At 70.6% G+C, this 18,171-nt stretch carries 14 protein-coding genes and 3 tRNA genes; 8 read left to right on the top strand and 9 right to left on the bottom strand.

Annotation, left to right across the window (positions count from 1 at the left end; translation table 11 throughout):
• The first annotated feature begins 4 nt into the window (after window positions 1-4).
• Window positions 5-1,903 carry a DNA primase gene (gene dnaG / locus AQJ84_RS12040; protein ID WP_030043102.1) on the top strand — a complete coding sequence of 633 codons (1,899 nt, stop codon included), beginning with the start codon at window positions 5-7 and terminating at the stop codon, window positions 1,901-1,903.
• A 103-nt stretch (window positions 1,904-2,006) separates the two neighbouring features.
• Window positions 2,007-3,296 (top strand): RNA polymerase sigma factor, encoded by a 1,290-nt coding sequence (locus tag AQJ84_RS12035; RefSeq protein WP_030043103.1) that lies wholly within the window; start codon window positions 2,007-2,009, stop codon window positions 3,294-3,296.
• A gap of 36 nt (window positions 3,297-3,332) precedes the next feature.
• Here AQJ84_RS12035 and AQJ84_RS12030 read toward each other — a convergent pair whose 3' ends face one another.
• The 4 genes from AQJ84_RS12030 to AQJ84_RS12015 all read right to left on the bottom strand — a co-directional run bounded on the left by AQJ84_RS12030 (window position 3,333) and on the right by AQJ84_RS12015 (window position 9,071).
• Window positions 3,333-5,261, bottom strand: coding sequence for an ABC transporter ATP-binding protein (locus tag AQJ84_RS12030; RefSeq protein WP_053190579.1), 1,929 nt, complete (start codon window positions 5,259-5,261; stop codon window positions 3,333-3,335).
• A complete protein-coding gene (locus AQJ84_RS12025) occupies window positions 5,261-6,994 on the bottom strand; it encodes an ABC transporter ATP-binding protein (protein WP_053190581.1) in 1,734 nt (577 codons plus the stop codon). Before AQJ84_RS12025 ends, AQJ84_RS12030 begins: the two co-directional genes overlap by 1 nt.
• Window positions 6,995-7,160: 166 nt before the next feature.
• Window positions 7,161-8,615, bottom strand: coding sequence for a xylulokinase (locus tag AQJ84_RS12020; protein WP_053190583.1), 1,455 nt, complete (start codon window positions 8,613-8,615; stop codon window positions 7,161-7,163).
• Window positions 8,616-8,765: 150 nt separating this feature from the next.
• Window positions 8,766-9,071, bottom strand: a complete 306-nt coding sequence (locus tag AQJ84_RS12015) for a hypothetical protein (RefSeq protein WP_030043106.1) — start codon at window positions 9,069-9,071, stop codon at window positions 8,766-8,768.
• Between the two features lie 158 nt (window positions 9,072-9,229).
• On the opposite strand from AQJ84_RS12015, the gene AQJ84_RS12010 reads away from it, so the two are divergent.
• The 3 genes from AQJ84_RS12010 to AQJ84_RS12000 all read left to right on the top strand — a co-directional run bounded on the left by AQJ84_RS12010 (window position 9,230) and on the right by AQJ84_RS12000 (window position 9,624).
• Window positions 9,230-9,302: transfer RNA gene (locus tag AQJ84_RS12010), tRNA-Asn, on the top strand.
• Between the two features lie 6 nt (window positions 9,303-9,308).
• Window positions 9,309-9,381, top strand: a tRNA-Asn gene (locus AQJ84_RS12005).
• A gap of 169 nt (window positions 9,382-9,550) precedes the next feature.
• Window positions 9,551-9,624: transfer RNA gene (locus AQJ84_RS12000), tRNA-Ile, on the top strand.
• 287 nt (window positions 9,625-9,911) lie between these two features.
• Here the strand turns inward: AQJ84_RS12000 and AQJ84_RS11995 are convergent.
• Window positions 9,912-11,123 (bottom strand): DUF418 domain-containing protein, encoded by a 1,212-nt coding sequence (locus AQJ84_RS11995; protein WP_053190585.1) that lies wholly within the window; start codon window positions 11,121-11,123, stop codon window positions 9,912-9,914.
• A gap of 165 nt (window positions 11,124-11,288) precedes the next feature.
• Here AQJ84_RS11995 and AQJ84_RS11990 point away from each other — a divergent pair, with 165 nt between their 5' ends.
• Together AQJ84_RS11990 and AQJ84_RS11985 are read left to right on the top strand one after the other, a co-directional pair.
• Window positions 11,289-11,984, top strand: a complete 696-nt coding sequence (locus AQJ84_RS11990) for a response regulator (RefSeq protein ID WP_030043109.1) — start codon at window positions 11,289-11,291, stop codon at window positions 11,982-11,984.
• Window positions 11,981-13,093 carry a sensor histidine kinase gene (locus AQJ84_RS11985; RefSeq protein WP_030043110.1) on the top strand — a complete coding sequence of 371 codons (1,113 nt, stop codon included), beginning with the start codon at window positions 11,981-11,983 and terminating at the stop codon, window positions 13,091-13,093. The genes AQJ84_RS11990 and AQJ84_RS11985 overlap by 4 nt, the downstream gene beginning before the upstream one ends.
• Window positions 13,094-13,271: 178 nt before the next feature.
• Here AQJ84_RS11985 and AQJ84_RS11980 read toward each other — a convergent pair whose 3' ends face one another.
• Together AQJ84_RS11980 and AQJ84_RS11975 are read right to left on the bottom strand one after the other, a co-directional pair.
• On the bottom strand, window positions 13,272-13,532 hold the full coding sequence (locus AQJ84_RS11980) for a hypothetical protein (protein ID WP_198536277.1): 261 nt from the start codon (window positions 13,530-13,532) through the stop codon (window positions 13,272-13,274).
• 106 nt (window positions 13,533-13,638) lie between these two features.
• Window positions 13,639-15,444, bottom strand: a complete 1,806-nt coding sequence (locus AQJ84_RS11975; protein ID WP_053190587.1) for an ABC transporter ATP-binding protein — start codon at window positions 15,442-15,444, stop codon at window positions 13,639-13,641.
• Between the two features lie 317 nt (window positions 15,445-15,761).
• Between AQJ84_RS11975 and AQJ84_RS11970 the strand changes: the two genes are divergently transcribed.
• The gene (locus tag AQJ84_RS11970; RefSeq protein WP_030043112.1) at window positions 15,762-17,024 is read left to right on the top strand and encodes a DUF418 domain-containing protein; all 1,263 of its coding nucleotides are present in this window, start codon (window positions 15,762-15,764) and stop codon (window positions 17,022-17,024) included.
• Between the two features lie 85 nt (window positions 17,025-17,109).
• Here AQJ84_RS11970 and AQJ84_RS43020 read toward each other — a convergent pair whose 3' ends face one another.
• Together AQJ84_RS43020 and AQJ84_RS11965 are read right to left on the bottom strand one after the other, a co-directional pair.
• Window positions 17,110-17,250 carry a hypothetical protein gene (locus tag AQJ84_RS43020; RefSeq protein WP_157874930.1) on the bottom strand — a complete coding sequence of 47 codons (141 nt, stop codon included), beginning with the start codon at window positions 17,248-17,250 and terminating at the stop codon, window positions 17,110-17,112.
• Window positions 17,247-18,092, bottom strand: a complete 846-nt coding sequence (locus tag AQJ84_RS11965) for a helix-turn-helix domain-containing protein (RefSeq protein ID WP_198536278.1) — start codon at window positions 18,090-18,092, stop codon at window positions 17,247-17,249. Before AQJ84_RS11965 ends, AQJ84_RS43020 begins: the two co-directional genes overlap by 4 nt.
• Window positions 18,093-18,171: the final 79 nt, after the last annotated feature.

The following is an 18,171-nucleotide window of genomic DNA, read 5'->3' as shown; positions in this document are numbered from 1 at the left end:
CCGCGTGGCAGGACGGATCAACGACGAGGACGTGAAGGCGGTACGGGACGCGGTCCCGATCGACGCCGTGGTGTCCGAGTACCTCCAGCTGCGCAACGCCGGCGGCGGGAACCTGAAGGGCCTGTGCCCCTTCCACGACGAGAAGTCGCCGTCCTTCCAGGTCAGCCCGAGCAAGGGACTCTTCCACTGCTTCGGCTGCCAGGAGGGCGGAGACACCATCACCTTCGTGATGAAGGTGGACCACCTCTCCTTCTCCGAGGCGGTGGAGCGTCTCGCCGCCCAGGCCGGCATCACCCTGCGGTACGAGGAGGGCGGGTACAACCCCTCCCACCAGCGCGGCGAGCGGATCCGCCTGGTAGAGGCCCACAAGGCGGCCGCCCAGTGGTACGTGGAACAGCTGGCGACCAGCCCCGAGGCCGACACCGGCCGCAAGTTCCTCGCCGAGCGCGGCTTCGACCAGGCCGCCGCCGAGCACTTCTCCGTCGGCTACAGCCCCCAGGGCTGGGACCACCTCACCCGCCACCTCCGCGGCAAGGGCTTCACCGACAAGGAGCTCCTCCTCTCCGGCCTCTCCCAGGAGGGCCGCCGCGGCCCCATCGACCGCTTCCGCGGCCGCCTGATGTGGCCCATCCGCGACATCGGAGGCGAGGTCGTCGGCTTCGGCGCGCGCAAGCTGTACGAGGCCGACAACGGCCCCAAGTACCTCAACACACCCGACACCGCGATCTACCGCAAGTCCCAGGTCCTCTACGGCATCGACCTGGCGAAGAAGGACATCGCCAAGAGCAGCCGCGCGGTCGTGGTCGAGGGCTACACCGACGTCATGGCCTGCCACCTCGCCGGCGTCACCACCGCCATCGCCACCTGCGGCACGGCCTTCGGCAGCGACCACATCAAGATCCTCCGCCGGCTGCTGATGGACAACGGCTCGGCCCGCGTGATCTTCACCTTCGACGGCGACGCGGCCGGCCAGAAGGCGGCCCTGCGCGCCTTCGAGGACGACCAGAAGTTCGCCGCCGAGACCTACATCGCCATCGCCCCGGACGGCATGGACCCCTGCGACCTGCGCCTCGCCAAGGGCGACGAAGCGGTCTTCGACCTGGTCGAACCGCGGACCCCGCTCTTCGAGTTCGCCCTGCGCCAGATCGTCGTCCGCTACGACCTGGACACCCCGGCGGGCCGCGCGGCCGCGCTCGACGAGGCCGCCCCCATCGTCGCCCGCATCAAGAACAGCGGCGCCCAGCACGAGGTCGCCGTGCAGCTCGCCGGCATGCTCGGCATCCTCGACACCCAGTTCGTCGTCAAGCGCGTGGCGCAGCTGGCCCGTTGGGCCCGGGACCGGGGCGGCCAGGGCCCGGCGCCACAGCGCGGCCCCCAGCAGTACGACAGCCCCTCCCGCCCCGCCGTCGCCGGCCCGGCACTCAACCTCCGCAACCCGGTCTACGCCACCGAACGCGAGCTCCTCAAACTCGCCCTGCAGCGCCCCGAGTTGGTCTCCCCGGCCTTCGACGCGTACGGCGTCGACGAGTTCACCGCCCCGCCCTACGCGGCCGTACGCCAGGCGATCATGGACGCGGGCGGCGCGGAGTACGGCCTCAAGGACGCGCAGGAGTACCTGGTCAGGGTCCGTGACGCCGCCCCCGACGACGCCGTGCGCGCGATGGTCACCGAGCTCGCGGTCGAGGCGATCCTGCGCAAGACCGTCGACGAGAACTACGCGGGCGACCAGCTCGTCACGGTCCGCCGCCGCGCGGTCGAGCGCCGCATCCGCGACATCCAGTCCACCCTGACCCGCCTCGGCACCCACGGCGACCCGGCCCAGCTGGCCGCCGTACAGAACGAGTTGTGGGTCCTCCAGCAGTACGACCAGGCACTACGCGGGCACGGAGCCGCCGCCCTCTGAGAGGCCGCCCGCGGCAGGGTAACCACGCGGTCACGGACCGGACCCAAAAAGTCCCCGCACGCCCCTCGTGGCGGCGATGTGTCGTACTCCACACTGGGTTCCGGTGCCTGAGTCCTCGGAGCGCGGCCGATCCGTCCCCAACGGGTCCCACACACCCGCGGTTCCGCTCATCGCGTACGGGACGGACAGCGGCGAGGCCGTCGACTCCGCTCCCGAAGCAGCGCTGCCGCACACCTCAGCAGCGATCACCCTGGAGGTCGCCCCCGTGCAGACCCAGACCCTCACCCAGACCGACAGCGCTACGGACGGCACGGAACCGGACGCCGAGACCGACGTACTCGGCGCGGTCCCGCCGCAGAACCGTGCCGTGCACCACCCCGAAGCGGAGCCCGAGGCCCCACCGGCCGACGAGCTGGAGAGCACCGAGACCCCCGAACCCGTCGAGGTTCCCGAACCGCCCCGCAGCCGCGCCGACACCTCCGCCCCCTCCTCGGACCTGTTCCGCCAGTACCTGCGGGAGATCGGCCGCATCCCGCTGCTCACCGCGGCCGAGGAGGTCGAACTCGCCCGCCGCGTCGAGGCCGGCCTGTTCGCCGAGGAGAAACTGAGCAACACCCCCGACCCGGACAGCCAGTTGGCCCTCGACCTGGACCGTCTGGTCGTCATGGGCCGGATGGCCAAGCGCCGCCTCATCGAGGCGAACCTGCGCCTGGTGGTCTCCGTCGCCAAGCGGTACGTCGGCCGCGGACTGACCATGCTCGACCTCGTCCAGGAGGGCAACCTGGGCCTCATCCGGGCGGTCGAGAAGTTCGACTACGCCCGCGGCTACAAGTTCTCCACGTACGCCACCTGGTGGATCCGCCAGGCCATGTCCCGGGCCCTGGCCGACCAGGCCCGCACCATCCGGGTCCCCGTCCACGTGGTGGAGTTGATCAACCGGGTGGTCCGTGTCCAGCGCCGCATGCTCCAGGAGCGGGGCTACGAACCCACGCCGGAAGAGGTCGCCGCCCACCTCGACCTGGCACCGGAACGCGTCAGCGAGGTCCTGCGCCTGGCCCAGGAACCCGTCTCCCTGCACGCCCCGGTGGGCGAGGAGGACGACGTGGCCCTCGGCGACCTCATCGAGGACGGCGACGCCGCGTCCCCCGTCGAGTCGGCCGCGTTCCTGCTCCTGCGGGAGCACCTCGAAGCGGTGCTGTCGACGCTCGGCGAGCGCGAACGCAAGGTCGTCCAGCTCCGTTACGGCCTGGCCGACGGCCGTCCCCGCACCCTGGAGGAGATCGGCCGCATCTTCGGCGTCACCCGGGAGCGGATACGGCAGATCGAGTCCAAGACCCTCAACAAGCTGCGGGACCACGCCTTCGCGGACCAGCTGAGGGGATACCTGGACTGAGGCGGGGCCGCTCACCGCGGCGAGCGGCCCCCGCGGCTAGTCGATCTCGGCGACCGCCTGCGCGAACTGTGCCTTGTACAGCCGCGCGTACGCCCCGTCCGCCGCCAGCAGGTCGGCGTGCGCGCCCTGTTCGACGATCGACCCGTTCTCCATCACCAGGATCGTGTCGGCGTCCCGGATCGTCGACAGCCGGTGCGCGATCACGAACGACGTACGCCCGTGCGCGAGCTTCGCCATCGCCTTCTGGATCAGCACCTCGGTCCGTGTGTCCACCGAACTCGTCGCCTCGTCCAGCACCAGGATCACCGGGTCGGACAGGAACGCCCGGGCGATGGTGATGAGCTGCTTCTCACCGGCGCTCACCCCGCTGCCCTCGTCGTCGATCACGGTGTCGTAGCCGTCCGGCAGCGTCCGCACGAACCGGTCGGCGTGCGCGGCCCGCGCCGCCTCCTCGATCTCCCCGCGCGTGACCTCGCGCGAGGCGCCGTACGCGATGTTCTCGGCGATCGTGCCGCCGAACAGCCAGGTGTCCTGGAGCACCATGCCGATCCCGGCGCGCAGTTCGTCCCGGGACATCCTCGCGATGTCCACACCGTCGAGGGTGATCCGCCCGCCGGACACCTCGTAGAACCGCATGAGCAGGTTCACCAGGGTCGTCTTGCCCGCCCCCGTCGGCCCGACGATCGCGACCGTGTGCCCCGGCTCGACCTTCAGCGACAGATCCTCGATCAGCGGCTTGTCGGGGTCGTACCGGAACGACACGTGCTCCAGCGCCACCCGCCCGCGCAGCTCCTGCGGCCTCACACCCGGCACCGGATCCGCCTCCTGCTCCTCCGCGTCCAGGAGTTCGAAGATCCGCTCGGCCGAGGCGACGCCCGACTGCACCAGGTTCGCCATCGACGCGACCTGCGTCAACGGCATCGAGAACTGCCGCGAGTACTGGATGAAGGCCTGCACGTCACCGATGGACAGCGCACCGGCCGCCACCCGCAGCCCGCCGATGACCGCGACCAGGACGTACGTCAGGTTGGACACGAACATCATCAGCGGCTGCATGATCCCGCTGTTGAACTGCGCCTTGAACCCGGCCTCGTACAGCGCCTCGTTCTGCTCGGCGAACTGCTGCGCCGACTCCTCCTGGCGCCCGAACACCTTCACCAGGGTGTGCCCGGTGTACATCTCCTCGACGTGCGCGTTCAGCTTGCCGGTGGAGCGCCACTGCTGCACGAAGTGCGGCTGCGACCGCTTGCCGACGCGGGTGGCGACGAAGAACGACAGCGGCACGGTCACGAGGGCGACCAGCGCCAGCAGCCAGGACACCCAGAACATCATCACCAGCACGCCGATGATGGTCAGGACGGAGTTGATGAGCTGGCCCATCGACTGCTGGAGCGTCTGCCCGATGTTGTCGATGTCGTTGGTGGCCCGGCTGAGCACCTCACCGCGCTGGCGCTTGTCGAAGTACGCGAGCGGCAGCCGCGACAGCTTCGTCTGCACGTCCTCGCGCATCCGGTACATCGTCCGGTTGACCGCCCGGTTCACCAGCCGGGTGGCCGCCAGCATCAGCAGACCGGCCACCACGAACACGGTCAGCGCGAGCAGCAGCACCTCGCCGACGGCACCGAAGTCGATGCCCTTGCCCGGGGTGAAGTCGGTGCTCCTGAGCATGTCGGCGACCGAACCGTCGCCGCGCTCCCGCATCGCCTCCAGGGCCTCCTCCTTGGTGGCCCCGGCAGGCATCTGCCGTCCGACGATCCCGGCGAACACCAGGTCGGTGGCCTTGCCGAGGATCTTCGGCCCCACCACCGACAGGGCGACGCTCACCGTCACACAGAGCAGCAGCACGTAGATGGTCAGCCGCTCGGGCTTGAAATGGGTGATGAGCCGCTTGCCGGACCCCTTGAAGTCCATCGAACGGTGGTCGGGTCCGGTCCCCGCCATCATGCGCCCCGCCGGCCCCGCCATCAGGCAGCCTCCGCTTCCGTCAGCTGGGAGAGCACGATCTCCCGATAGGTCTCGTTGTCCGCCATCAGTTCCCGGTGCCGTCCGGTGCCCACGACCCGCCCCTCGTCGAGGACGACGATCCGGTCGGCGTCCCTGATGGTCGCCACCCGCTGGGCCACGATCACCACGGTCGCCTCGGCGGTCTCCGCGGCCAGCGCCGCCCGCAGGGCCGCGTCGGTCGCGTAGTCGAGCGCGGAGAAGGAGTCGTCGAAGAGGTAGATCTCCGGCCGCTGCACCAGGGTGCGGGCGATCGCGAGCCGCTGGCGCTGTCCACCCGACACGTTCGTCCCGCCCTGCGCGATCGGCGCGTCCAGCCCGCCCTCGAGGCCGGAGACGAACTCCCTGGCCTGCGCCACCTCCAGCGCGTGCCACAGCTCCTCGTCGGTGGCGTCCGGATTGCCGTAGCGCAGGTTACTGGCGACCGTGCCCGCGAACAGGTAAGGCCGCTGCGGCACCATGCCGACCGTCTTCGCCAGCAGCACCGGGTCGATGCTCGCCACGTCCACCCCGTCGACGAGCACCTCGCCGTCGGTGGCGTCGAACAGCCTCGGCACCAGCCCCAGCAGCGTCGACTTGCCGCTGCCGGTCGAGCCGATGACGGCGGTCGTCTCACCGGGCCGGGCCACCAGGTCGACCGACCTCAGCACCGGCTCCTCGGCACCCGGGTAACGGAAGCCCGCCCCGCGGACCTCCAGATGACCGTGCCGGCGCAGCTCGAACACGGGAGCCGTCGGCGGCACCACGCTCGACGACGTGCTCAGAACCTCCTCGATGCGCTCGGCGCACACCTCCGCGCGCGGCACCATCATGAACATGAAGGTGGCCATCATCACGGACATCACGATCTGCATCAGATAGGCGAGGAACGCGGTCAGCCCGCCGATCTGCATCTCGCCGCCGTCGATGCGGTGCGCGCCGAACCACACCACCGCGATCGACGACAGGTTCACCACCGTCATCACCATCGGGAACATCAGCGCCAGCAGGTTCCCGGCGCCCAGAGCCGTGTCCGTCAGGTCGGCGTTGGCCTTGCGGAAGCGATCCTGCTCGTACTCGTCCCGCACGAAGGCGCGGATCACCCGGTTGCCGGTGATCTGCTCGCGCAGCACCCGGTTCACCGTGTCCAGCTTCACCTGCATGGAGCGGAACAGCGGGCGCAGGGCGCGGACGATCAGCGTCACGCAGATCCCCATCACCGGCACCACCGCGACCAGCACCCCGGACAGCGGCACGTCCAGCCCGAGCGCCAGGACGATGCCACCCACGCACATGATCGGCGCCGACACCATCAGCGTGAACGTCATCAGGGCCAACATCTGGACCTGCTGGACGTCGTTGGTCGTCCGGGTGATCAGCGAGGGCGCGCCGAAGTGCCCGACCTCACGCGCCGAGAACGACTGCACCCGGTCGAAGACGGCGGACCGCAGGTCCCGGCCGAGCGCCGCGGCGGTCTTCGCGCCGTAGTACACGGCCCCGACGTTGCACACGACCTGCACCAGCGAGATGCCGATCATCAGGGCGCCGAACGAGAGGATGTACCCGGTGTCGCCCTTCACGACGCCGCTGTCGATGATGTCCGCGTTCAGCGTGGGCAGGTAGAGAGTGGCGCAGGTCTGCAGGAACTGCAGCAGCACCAGAAGGGTGATGGGCTTCTTGTAGGGCCTGAGATAGGTCCGCAGCAGTCGTATGAGCACGCTCGGTCTCTCGGAGTCGGCGGTGGGGGCGGGGTTTGGTTGCCCCTGGCCCCTATCGTCGGACACTCCACCCGTGTTACCTCAACCGATTAAGCCGACAGCAGTGCTTCACAGGGCCTTCCGGGTACGGCTCCCACCGGACTCTTACGTTCCACTCCCGGCGTCCCTAGGACCGGAACGCCCCCGGGTGCGTCTGCTCCCGCACCGACACGAACTGCTGCCGCACGGCCTGCCCCACCGCCAGCTCCTCGCCGGGCTCCAGGACCTGCGCCGCCGCCCCCTGCCAGGCCGGCGGGTTGCGCGGATCGAGGGTGCCCTGCGACACGCCGAGCGCCCAGGCGGCCTGCCGGGCCGCGCCGATCGCCGCGTAGTCCGCCGGCTGCGGTACGACGACCTGCGCGCCGAACAGCGCGGGCGCCGCCGCCTGCACCGCGGACAGCTCCGCCGCGGCCCCCAGCAGGAACACCCGGCGCACCTCCACGCCCCGGCCGCGCATCACGTCGAGTGCGTCCGCGAGACCGCACAGCATGCCCTCGAACGCGGCCCGCGCCAGGTGCTCCGGCTTCATCGACTCCCGCCGCAGACCCACCAGAGTGCCGGCGGTGTGCGGCAGATGCGGCGTCCGCTCGCCCTCCAGATAGGGCAGCAGCACCAGCCCGTGCGCCCCCGGCGTCGACTTCATCGCCAGCTCGGACAGGCTCTCCAGGTCCCCGACCCCGAGCAGCTCCGCGGCCCCACGCAGGGTCCGTACGGCGTTCAGGGTGGTGACCACCGGCAGATGCATGCCGGTGGCGTCCGCCAGGGACGTGATCATTCCGCTCTGGTCGACCAGCGCCTCGGGGTGTACGGCCATCACGGACCCGGAGGCCCCGAGCGACACCACGGCGTCGCCCAGCCCGAGCCCCAGCCCGAAGGCGGCGGCCATCGTCTCGCCGGTGCCCGCGGAGATCAGCAGCCCCTCCGGCGTCGTACCGGCCGCGTCGGAGGGCCCGATCACCTCGGGCAGCATGACCTGGTGGCCGAGCGCCACCTCGACGAGGTCGGGCCGGTAGGCGCCCGTGGCCGCGGACCAGTACCCGGTCCCGGAGGCCCCGCCGCGGTCGGTGGTCCGGCGGACCGGCCGCCCCAGCAGCTGCCACACCAGCCAGTCGTGCGCCTGTAGCAGGACGGCCGTGCGCAGGGCGTTGTCCGGCTCGGTCTTGTTCAGCCAGCGCAGCTTGGTCACCGGCTGCGCGGCCGTGGGCACACAGCCCACGGCCTGCGCCCACGCCTCGCGCCCGCCGAGGGCGTCGACCAGATCGGCCGCCGCGACCTGCGCCCGCTTGTCGCCACCGACCATCGCCGGCCGCACCGTGTTGCCCTGCGAGTCCAGCGGCACCACCGCGTTCTGCTGCGCGGACACGCCGATGGCCTGCACGCCCTCCAGCAGTCCGCCGCCGGCGGCCTCACCGAGGGACAGCAGCCAGGCCTGCGGATCCACATCGGAGGGCCGCGAGCCGCCTTCGGCGCCTTCGACCGGATGCGGTGCGTATCCCTGCCGGAGCACGGCACCGGTGTCCGCGTCGCAGACGACGATACGAGTGAAATCGGGCGAACTGTCCAACCCGGCGACTATCCCCATGGCCAAAATTCTGCCGTACCGACGCGCTCGCCGTAGCCATGGGCGCCGTCGGGGTGCGGGTGGTCCGGCGGGTGCCGGTTCGTCGTGCCTGGTCGCACGGTCGCCCGCACCCCTCGTGGCGTCGCTCTGTCCGGCGTCGAGGGGGCTCGGTCAGGTGTTGCTCGAGCCCCAGTCGTCGTCCGCTGCTCCATTGGCGTTGCGATCACGCAGGGAGCGGACCCGCTGGGCCACCGAGTCGGGGACCCGGTCGCCGACCTTGTCGCTCACCACGTGGTACGCCTTGCCCGCGAACTGCCGCCCCTGCTGTGCCGCGGTCTCCGCGGAGTTGCGGACGGCGGGGTTCTGCGCGACCTGGCGCGCGGACTTCTTCAACTGTTCGTAGCGCTCGCGTCCGGCCTTCGTGCCCAGCACGTAACCCAGAGCCAGCCCGACGACGAACGTGAGTTTGTAGCGCATGGCGCCACCCTTCCCTCGTGTAGGTCTCCGGCGCGGCATCGGTGCCAGGGGGGAACCGATTGGCGGAGCACCCCCCTGCTTGCGCTAATGTATGTGTCGCAGCGGACGCCCGCCCCCTGGCGAATACCCAGGTAGGTGCGTTCGATGCAACGAGGCATTCCTCCGTAGCTCAATTGGCAGAGCAGCCGGCTGTTAACCGGCAGGTTACTGGTTCGAGTCCAGTCGGGGGAGCTTCGATCTTCCGTAGCTCAATTGGCAGAGCAGCCGGCTGTTAACCGGCAGGTTACTGGTTCGAGTCCAGTCGGGAGAGCATGCTGAAGGAGGACCCCCGAAGGGGTCCTTTTTCATGTGCGGTGGAACCGCGCAGGTCACGGCGTGGTCCTCTAGGGCATGCGAAGTCGACCATACGAAGCAGGAGATCGTATGAGCGGCTATGCTGCGGCAGACGGCGCGCACAGCTGTACGCGACACGCCGCTATGGGGCGGTAGCTCAGCCGGTTAGAGCAGCGGACTCATAATCCGTCGGCCGTGGGTTCGAGTCCCACCCGCCCCACTTCGGCAAGGTTCTGACCTGCGGAAACGTTCACCTTGTCCTGTCGGATCGTCAACTTTGCCTGAGCGGAATGAATCCGCTGCGCGTGAGTTCGGCTCCGTGGCGGTCAGCGTGAGTCCACACCGCTCTGACCTGTGTAGATGTCGTGGTCCGGCAATGGGGCAGGCAGGCTTCCGCGGGTGGCGTGCACGAGGCCTTGGGTGCCGGATTCTGGACGCTGGCCGGACCAGAACCGGCAGGGGTGTGATCTTGAGCAGCAGTCACCTTCGGTGTACGGACTTTCCGGGTTATCGGATGTGTCGGGCCAGTCCGGTCGCCCTGCCCATCAGCCATTCGAGCGGCCCTCGCTTCACGAAGCGGGACCAGAGGGTGGCGAGGACGGTGACGGACGCGATGAGGCCGAGCAGGATGTGCAGCGGCGGGACGGCCGATGTCTCGGTGTCCAGGAGCCAGATGGCGACGATGTGGTAGACGTACGCCGTCAGTGACATCGAGCCGACCGCGATGACGGGCTTGGCCAGGCGGCGTAGCCGGGGGACGGCGTCCATGGCGGCCAGGCACGCGGTGATCACCAGGATCGCCACACCCGTGGCGGCCATGATGGACAGGGTCGCCTCGCTGTGCGGGGCTGAGGCCAGCATCCCGGCGGGGGTGTCGCCGAAGATGCCGATGCTGTCGGGCGGCACGGACGACACGGACGACCTGCCCGGCCCCTCTTCGGCTTTCCGGACGGCTTCGGCGGCACCGGGTACGAGACGCACCGCGAGCCAGGAGCCGCCGTAGCCGGTGACGGCGAGGGCGACGCCGGTGAGGGCGAGGCGCATCCGGACAGCCTTGGCAGCCAGGTCGCAGCGGGCGACAGCCATACCGGCGATCACGAACGGGACCCAGGTCAGGGCCGGGTAACCGCCGGTGAAGAACAGTGAGACGGGGCCGTCGGCCTGGCCGTAGGAGAGGAACACGCGGCCGCCGACCACCGGCTTCAGCGCGTACAGCAGCTGCGGACCTACCAGGGCCCATCCTGCGGCGATCAACGCCAGTGGCTTGGCGCCCAGCCGGTACAGCGGCAGCACGAGCAGGAAGAACAGTCCGTAGAAAGCGAGGATCGGCACGACCGGGGTGCCCGTCAGGGTCAGGGCGGTGCCAAGGGCCAGCAGGATCACGGCCCTGATGATCACCTTGGCGACGGCCTGCCGGCCGGCCAGGCCGGTCTTCGGTGTGCGGCGGCCGGTGATGAGGGCGACCGCGAAGCCGGCCAGGACGGCGAACAGGGCGGATGAGCGGCCTTGCGCCAGTTCCATCAGGAAGCCGATGACTCCGCCCTGGCTGGGGGCGGGGCCTACGTGGACCGCGTACATGCCGAAGACGGCCAGGCCGCGGGCCAGGTCCAGCCCTATCAGCCGGCCCACGCCGGGCGCGCCGGCCGAGGGCCCGCTGCGCTCGCGTTCGGGGGACGGCGCGTCGGCCGTAGGCGGCGGGGAGTCCGGGTGACGGGTCATGACCCTCAGGCTGGAGACCCGGGCCGATCATGGACTATCCGGCAGAAGGCTGCCGTGTCCCTGCCGAGTGGAGGGTGCTACCCCGCCGTGTGGCTGGAGCTGCCGCTCGCCGGGCCGCAAGAGCTCTACGTGGCTTTAGGGTCGAGTCGACATGGGCCGGACGGCATGAACGAAGGTGAGGCGGAGCGCGTGATCCGGGTAGTGGTGGTCGACGACGAGGCACTGGTCCGCTCGGGCTTCGAACTCATTCTGGGCGCGTCCGAGGACATCGAGGTCGTCGCGACCGCGAGCGGCGGCCACGCGGTGGAGGCCGTCCGGCGGGAGCGGCCGGACGTGGTGCTGCTGGACATCCGGATGCCGGACGTCGACGGGCTCACCGTCCTGCGCGAGCTGCGGACGATGCCGGATCCGCCGGTGGTGGCGATGCTGACCACGTTCGACGCCGACGAGTACATCCTGACCGCGCTGAACTCCGGCGCGGCCGGCTTCCTGCTCAAGGACACGGAGCCGGAGCAGCTTGCCCACCTGGTGCGGACCCTGGTCGCGGGCGGTGTGGTGCTGTCGCCCAAGGCGTCGCGGACGCTGCTGCACAGCCACCCCGGCACCGAGGCGGCCGTCGACGAGGAGGCCGCGCGGGTCCGGCTGCTCACCGCGCGGGAGCGCGACGTCCTCGTCCTGGTGGCGGAGGGGCTGTCGAACGCCGATATCGGGGCGCGTATCCACCTGGGGGCGGGCACGGTGAAGGACCACGTCAGCGCGATTCTCACGAAGCTGCGGGTGACGAGCCGGGTGCAGGCCGCGCTGCTGGCGCAGCGGGCCGGGCTGCTCGACGAGCGCCCGCGGTCGGAAGCCGGCCGATGAGCCGTGCACGTGCCGTATGGCAGCGGGTTCCCGCGCCGGTCGTCGACATCGTCCTGGTGGCGGTGGCGGCCGTGGATGTGCTGGTGGTGGACATGTGGGAGCACACGCGTCCCGAGGTCACGCTGGCCGCGGTCGGCTGCGCCGCGTTGGCGTTCCGGCGCAGGTTCCCGCTCGGCGTCTTCCTGCTCACCCTGCCCATCGCGCTGATGCAGGACGTCGCCGTCGCTGTGCTCGCGGCGCTGTTCACGCTGGCCGAACGCTCCCGCAACCGCCGTCTCCTCGCGGTGTGCGTCGTCCTGGCCGCCGTCGCGAGCAGTACTCCGTGGCCCCTGGCCGAGGCGGACCGGACCATGACGCTGGTCTTCTTCGTGTACGGCCTGGCAACCAGCGTCGCCCCGGTCCTCTTCGGCCAGCTTCTCCAGGCACGACGGGACCTGGCGCGGCGGCTGGCCGAGGTCGAGGAGGCCAGGGAGCACGAGCGGACCCTGCACGCACAGGCCGTGCTCGCCCGTGAACGCGCCCAGCTGGCCCGCGAGATGCACGACGTGGTCTCCCACCAGGTCAGCCTGATCGCCGTACGGGCCGGGGCGTTGCAGGTCGCCGCGCGGGACGCGGACGCCAAGGAGGCCGCCCGCACGATCCGTTCGCTGAGCGTCACCACCCTCGACGAGCTGCGCACCATGGTCACGCTGCTGCGCGCCTCCGGCGGCAAATCCACCGAGCTGACGCCGCAGCCCACCTTGGCCGACCTGCGCAGACTGGTCGAATCCAGCGGAACGCACACGGAGTTGACGGGTGAGCTGCCGCCCACCGTGGGCACACCCGCCCAACGCGCCCTTTACCGCACGGTTCAGGAGGCGCTGACCAACGTCCGCAAGCACGCCCCAGGCGCCAGCGCTCGCGTCGAGCTGTGGCAGGACGGGGACGGTATTGGAGTGACCGTCACCAACACCCCTCCCACGCGCCCCTCCCTCTCCTTGCCCGGTTCGCAGCAGGGCTTGGTCGGCCTGCGGGAACGGGCCGAGATCCTGCACGGCACCCTGGACGCGGGCCCGACTGCTCAGGGCGGCTACCGGGTGCGGCTGAGGGTTCCCCTGAGCGCGGACTGACATGCTGTCGGCTGTCGGCTTGCGGCTCACACGTGAGCCTCAACCGGCAGCGCACGCCGACGCCCCTGGACCGTGCTCCGCCGGCTTGCCTTTTGTCCAGCTCCCCGTCCTGACCTGTCCGGTGCCGCGTCAGCCCGGTGAGGATGCCGGAACCAGGCTGACAGCCCTGATCGCCGCCTCACTTCAGCAGGGTGCCGACCAAGGCGACGGCCACTCCCAAGAGCGCGTCAGTACCGCCGATCCTGACGGCTCGTCCCCACGTACGACCTGCGGCCCGGGAGGCGAGCAGGCCCCAGCCCAGGAGCAGGACGGTGTTGATTCCGAAGGCGACGTACTCGATGCCTGTGGAGTGCCACCAGCCAAGGCCCGCCCCCCACAGCAGCAGTGTGGTGGGCAACGCCGCCACTACCAGCGGCCATTCGGCGAGGACTGCGCGCACCACTCCCCGTATGCCGGGATGGCCCTGAGCATCGCGGTGAGCGAACGTGGGGTTGTCCGGCCGGGACCGGGACAGTGGACGACCGGACAACCTTGCGTGTGGTGGGTCATCGCGCGGGGGCCAGGAGCTGGGTGGCCGCCAGCCGCGCGTACAGCCGGTCCTGGTCCACCAGTTCCTCATGAGTGCCCACGGCCCGGACCCGGCCGGCGTCCATGACGACGATCCGGTCGGCGCCTGTCACCGTCGACAGGCGGTGGGCCACCACCAGCACTGTGGTCTCCCGGGCCACGTCCGCGATGACGTCCCGCAGCGCGAGCTCGTTGACGGCGTCGAGTTGCGAGGTCGCCTCGTCCAACAGCAGCAGGCGGGGCTTGCGCAGTACGGCGCGGGCGATGGCGATGCGCTGCCGCTCACCGCCCGACAGCTTCGAGCCGCGGTGGCCGACCGGGGTGTCCAGGCCGTGGGGCAGACGCTCGACGAGGGTGTCGAGCTTCGTGCGGGCCAGGACATCGCGGAGGGCGTCGTCCGTCGCATTGGGCGCGGCGAAGACGAGGTTCTCGCGGAGCGTGCCGGCCAGCACCGGGGCGTCCTGCTCGACGTATCCGATGGCGGACCGCAGTTGGGACAGCGGCCAGTGCCGTACGTCCTTGCCGTCGACCAGGACCCGGCCACCGGTGGCCTCGTGGAACCGCTCGATGAGCGCGAAGATCGTCGACTTGCCCGCACCCGAGGGGCCCACGAAGGCCGTCATCCCGGCACCCGGTACCTCGAAACGCACCCGCTGATGGACGTACGGCAGGCCCGGACGGTAGCGGAAGGACACGTCCTCGAAACGGACCGACGCCGGACCCGGCGCGGCTGTCCCCTGCCGGGGCAGGGCGTCCGCCTGCCGAGCGGGCGATTCCGTCGAGAGGCGTTCCACGGCCGCGATGCGGGAGGCCGCGGCCGCCCCCTCCTGATAGGAGGTCACGGCGTCGACCAGCTTGGACACCGGCTCGATCAGATAGAAGAGGTACAGCAGGAAGGCGATGAGGGTGGACACGGGGATCTCCCCGGACGCCACCCGCGCCCCGCCGACCGCGAGCACCGCGAGAAAGGCCAGCTGTACGGCGAGTTCGTCGGCCGAGCCCGCCACGGCCTCCCACTTCGCGCTCTTCACACCGTGCCGCCACGCCCGCCGCGCCGCCGCCACCACCCGAGCGGTCTCCCGCTCCTCGGCACCGGACGCCTTCACCGTGCGAAACGCCCCGAGAGACCGCTCCAATCCGACGGAGATCTCCCCGACCGCCTTCTGCGACCGCTCGGTGGCCCGCGCGATCTGCGGCATCACCAGCGCGGCGGCCCCACCGACCAACACGATCACACCGAGCGTCACACCCAGCAGCACGACGTCCAGGAACGCCATCACCACGACCGCCGCGACGAAGGCCACCGCGCCGGTGGCCGCGGAGACGACCGCCTGGGTGCTGACCGCCCGCAGCAGCGTGGTGTCCGAAGTGACCCGGGACATCAGATCACCCGGCGGGATCCGCTCCCACTCCGAGATCCGCAACCGCAACAGCCGCCCCACAAGGGTGCGCCGCGCGGCCAGGACCACCGACTCCGCCGTCCGCTCCAGCACGTACGCGCCGAGCGCCTCGACCGCCGTGCCCAGCACCACCAGGACGGTGAGCGCGATCAGGATCCCGGCGATGGTCTCACCGGAGGCCAGCCGGTCCACCAGCGCCTTCGTGGCCAGAGGCTGCAGCAGCCCCCCGGCGGCCCCGACCAGGGCGCACAACAGACCGAGGGTGACCGCCCACCGGTGCGGCCGCACATACGCGCCCAGTGCCTTGATCGTCTCCCGCGCGGACAGGGACGGCTCATCCGTCGGGGACGGCTCATCCGTCGTCGGAGCGGATGCGGTGTTCACGAAGTTCCTTTCTTCTGCGGTGTCGTGGCGTCACAACCCGGTACGCGGGCCGAAGTGCCGGGGCAGTCCTCGCGCACCTTGTGTCGGCGCGGTCTGTCATGCCTCCAGTCTTCGAGCCCGGCCGCCACGGGCCCATCCGGCAACCGTCGGGTCCACCCCCGCCAAGTGGCCGAACAACACCGCCCGTCCGGTCGCACCGGACCGACCGGTCAGGACGAGACTCCGCCTGTCGGCAGGGCGGTACCCGCCGATCGGCGGGGGAGAGCCCGAAGACTGCCGGATGGTCCGCCCCCGGACGTCCACGCGAGGTTCTCCGTATGACACAGACACAGCCGCCGCAGGAGACATCAGCTCCGCAGGAGAACTCGCCTCCGCCGCCCCGGACCTCCCCCGAGTCCCCGGCCTCGCCCGGTCCCTCGATGGGACGCCTCGTGGGGGTGGACCTGGCCCGCGCGCTGGCGGTGTTCGGCATGTACGTCGTGCACATCGGCCCCCCGCTTTCCGCCACGACTGGCGTCGGCAGCTGGATCCGATACATATCGGACGGTCACTCGTCGGTCCTGTTCGCCACCCTCGCCGGGTTCTCCCTGATGCTGCTCGCCGGCCGCCGCGAGCCCAAGACCGGCCAGGCGGGCCGGCAGGCGAGGGCCCGCATTGCGATCCGCGCCGTGATCCTGCTGGCGCTGGGCACCGTGATGGCGATGGAGTACGGGGGCGTGATCATCCTCGGCTTCTACGGCGTCTACTTCCTCCTCGCCCTGCCCCTGGTGCGACTGAGCGCCAGGACCCTCGCGATCATCGCGGCCGCGTTCGCCCTCGTCACACCGCAGCTGGCGTTCGTCCTCACCTCGCTGCTGACCCCGTCGGTCCAGCAGAGCGTCAACACCTACGACCCGCTTCGTCACCTCAGCGAGGTCGGCGTCCTCGATCTGCTGTTCACCGGCTTCTACCCGGCGCTCACCTGGATGTCGTTCGTCATCGCGGGCATGGCGCTGGGCCGCCTCGACCTCTCCTGCGGCACCATCCTGAAGCGCCTGGCCGCGCTCGGCGCCACCCTCACCGCGGCCGCCTACGGCATGTCCCTGCTGCTCGCCGGCAAGGGCGCGTTGCGGAGCCTCGCGGAAGACGGGCCGTCGTCCGGCGGCTCCGGTTCGATGCCCACCGGCAGCGGGTCGATGCCCACTGACGCAGGGTCGTTCCCCGACATGCCCGCGTCGTTTCTCCTGACGGCCGGGCCGCACAGCGGAACCACGTTCGACATCATCGGCAGCGTCGGAATCGCGATCCTCGTGATAGTGGGCGCGACGGTGGCGATGGACCGCCTGCCGCGACTGCGCCGCTTGGCCAAGCCGGTCATCGCCGTGGGCACCATGTCCCTGACCGCCTACGTCGGCCACTTCCTCGCACAGACCGCGCTGTCCACGCCCGCCGGAACCGGCACCCAGCAGACCTGGCTGCCCCTGATCATGTACGTCCTCGGAGCCGTCCTGTTCGCCGCGATCTGGTCCCGCTTCTTCCGCCGCGGCCCCCTGGAGTACCTGCTCAACGCCGCCACCAAGCCTGCGAAGCACCTGCGATGAGACCCGGGCCGGGGTGCGAACTTCCACACTCCACCCCGGCCCGGGCCGGCCCAAACCTCGTCTGGGACTTCTATGACCACGACGGTCAGTCCATCCCCGCCCCGGCATCGTCATTCTCGGCGAAATCGACTCGGGGGCCGATGCCTTCAAGCAGTACGACGGCACGGTCGACGTCACCATCGAGGCCGTCGACTGAGACCCAGCCGGAAACCACCGGGATCGTCAACCAGGGAGCGGAGGGGGGACGGTCGTGGCCTCGCCGGCCGCGAAGGCGGCCGGGGTGAGGCCGGTGCGGTCGCGGAAGAAGCGGCCGAAGTTCGCGGGGTCGGTGAAGCCGAGGTGGACGGCCACAGCCCGGGCATCCCACCGGGCACCTCTCAGCAGGCGCCGGGCTTCCAGGAGGCGCCGCTCGTCGATGAGTTCACGTACCCCCATGCCGGTGGCGTCCCGGGCGGCACGGCTGAGGGTGCGGACCGAGCAGCCGAGCAGCTCGGCGTAGTCCGCGGCTTGGTGCATTTCGCGGAAGTGCAGCTCCAGGGCGTCCAGGAAGCGTGCGTACCTGTCGGCGCGGCCGGTGCCGGCCGTGGCCGTGCCGATGGGGGCGATGTCCGGGGAGTTGGCCAGGCGCAGCAGTAGCGATTCGAGCAGGCTGCGGCGTAGGGCGTGGTGGATGTCGAGGGGGCGGCGCCCCAGTGCGCGGTGTTCGTCCAGGAGTTGGAGTGCCGTCTGCTGGAGCCAGGCGGTGTCGTCGGGGTGCGGGCTGAGCACGGCAGGGGCCTCGTGCGCGGTGAGCGGGGCCAGGAGACGGGCGAGGTCGGGCCGTAGTACGTCCGGTTCGAACAGGATGAACGGGCCGCGGGCCGCGCCGGGCGGATGCCAGCACTGCGCGTGCCCGGGACGCACCCACAGCCACTGGCCGGGGGCGACGGTCCGCGTGACGTGGTCGACGTCGTGCCGCAACTCACCCTCGGTGACCGCGATGAGGTAGTGGAAGGTGGCACGGCCCGGACGGGGCGGGTTCCACGGCCAGTCGTCGTGCTGGGCGAAGAAGTCCTCGACGGTGCTCACCTCAAGGCCGTACGGAGTACCGACCGGGGGCTGGAAACCGTACAGCGGAACCGCAGCTGGTCCGGCCTGCCTGCTCGGC

It is taken from the genome of Streptomyces resistomycificus (assembly GCF_001514265.1).
GTDB lineage: Bacteria > Actinomycetota > Actinomycetes > Streptomycetales > Streptomycetaceae > Streptomyces > Streptomyces resistomycificus.
Note: the sequence above shows the minus strand (reverse complement) of the source record. Positions and strands in the feature narration are given on the sequence as shown.

What these genes read in the sequence shown, in the direction of transcription:
- AQJ84_RS12030 (WP_053190579.1), bottom strand. Translation starts at nt 5,261, where the DNA reads ATGGCGGGGCCGGCGGGGCGCATGATGGCGGGGACCGGACCCGACCAC.
- AQJ84_RS12020 (WP_053190583.1), bottom strand. Translation starts at nt 8,615, where the DNA reads ATGGGGATAGTCGCCGGGTTGGACAGTTCGCCCGATTTCACTCGTATC.
- AQJ84_RS12015 (WP_030043106.1), bottom strand. Translation starts at nt 9,071, where the DNA reads ATGCGCTACAAACTCACGTTCGTCGTCGGGCTGGCTCTGGGTTACGTG.
- AQJ84_RS11995 (WP_053190585.1), bottom strand. Translation starts at nt 11,123, where the DNA reads ATGACCCGTCACCCGGACTCCCCGCCGCCTACGGCCGACGCGCCGTCC.
- AQJ84_RS11990 (WP_030043109.1), top strand. Translation starts at nt 11,289, where the DNA reads ATGAACGAAGGTGAGGCGGAGCGCGTGATCCGGGTAGTGGTGGTCGAC.
- AQJ84_RS11985 (WP_030043110.1), top strand. Translation starts at nt 11,981, where the DNA reads ATGAGCCGTGCACGTGCCGTATGGCAGCGGGTTCCCGCGCCGGTCGTC.
- AQJ84_RS11970 (WP_030043112.1), top strand. Translation starts at nt 15,762, where the DNA reads ATGACACAGACACAGCCGCCGCAGGAGACATCAGCTCCGCAGGAGAAC.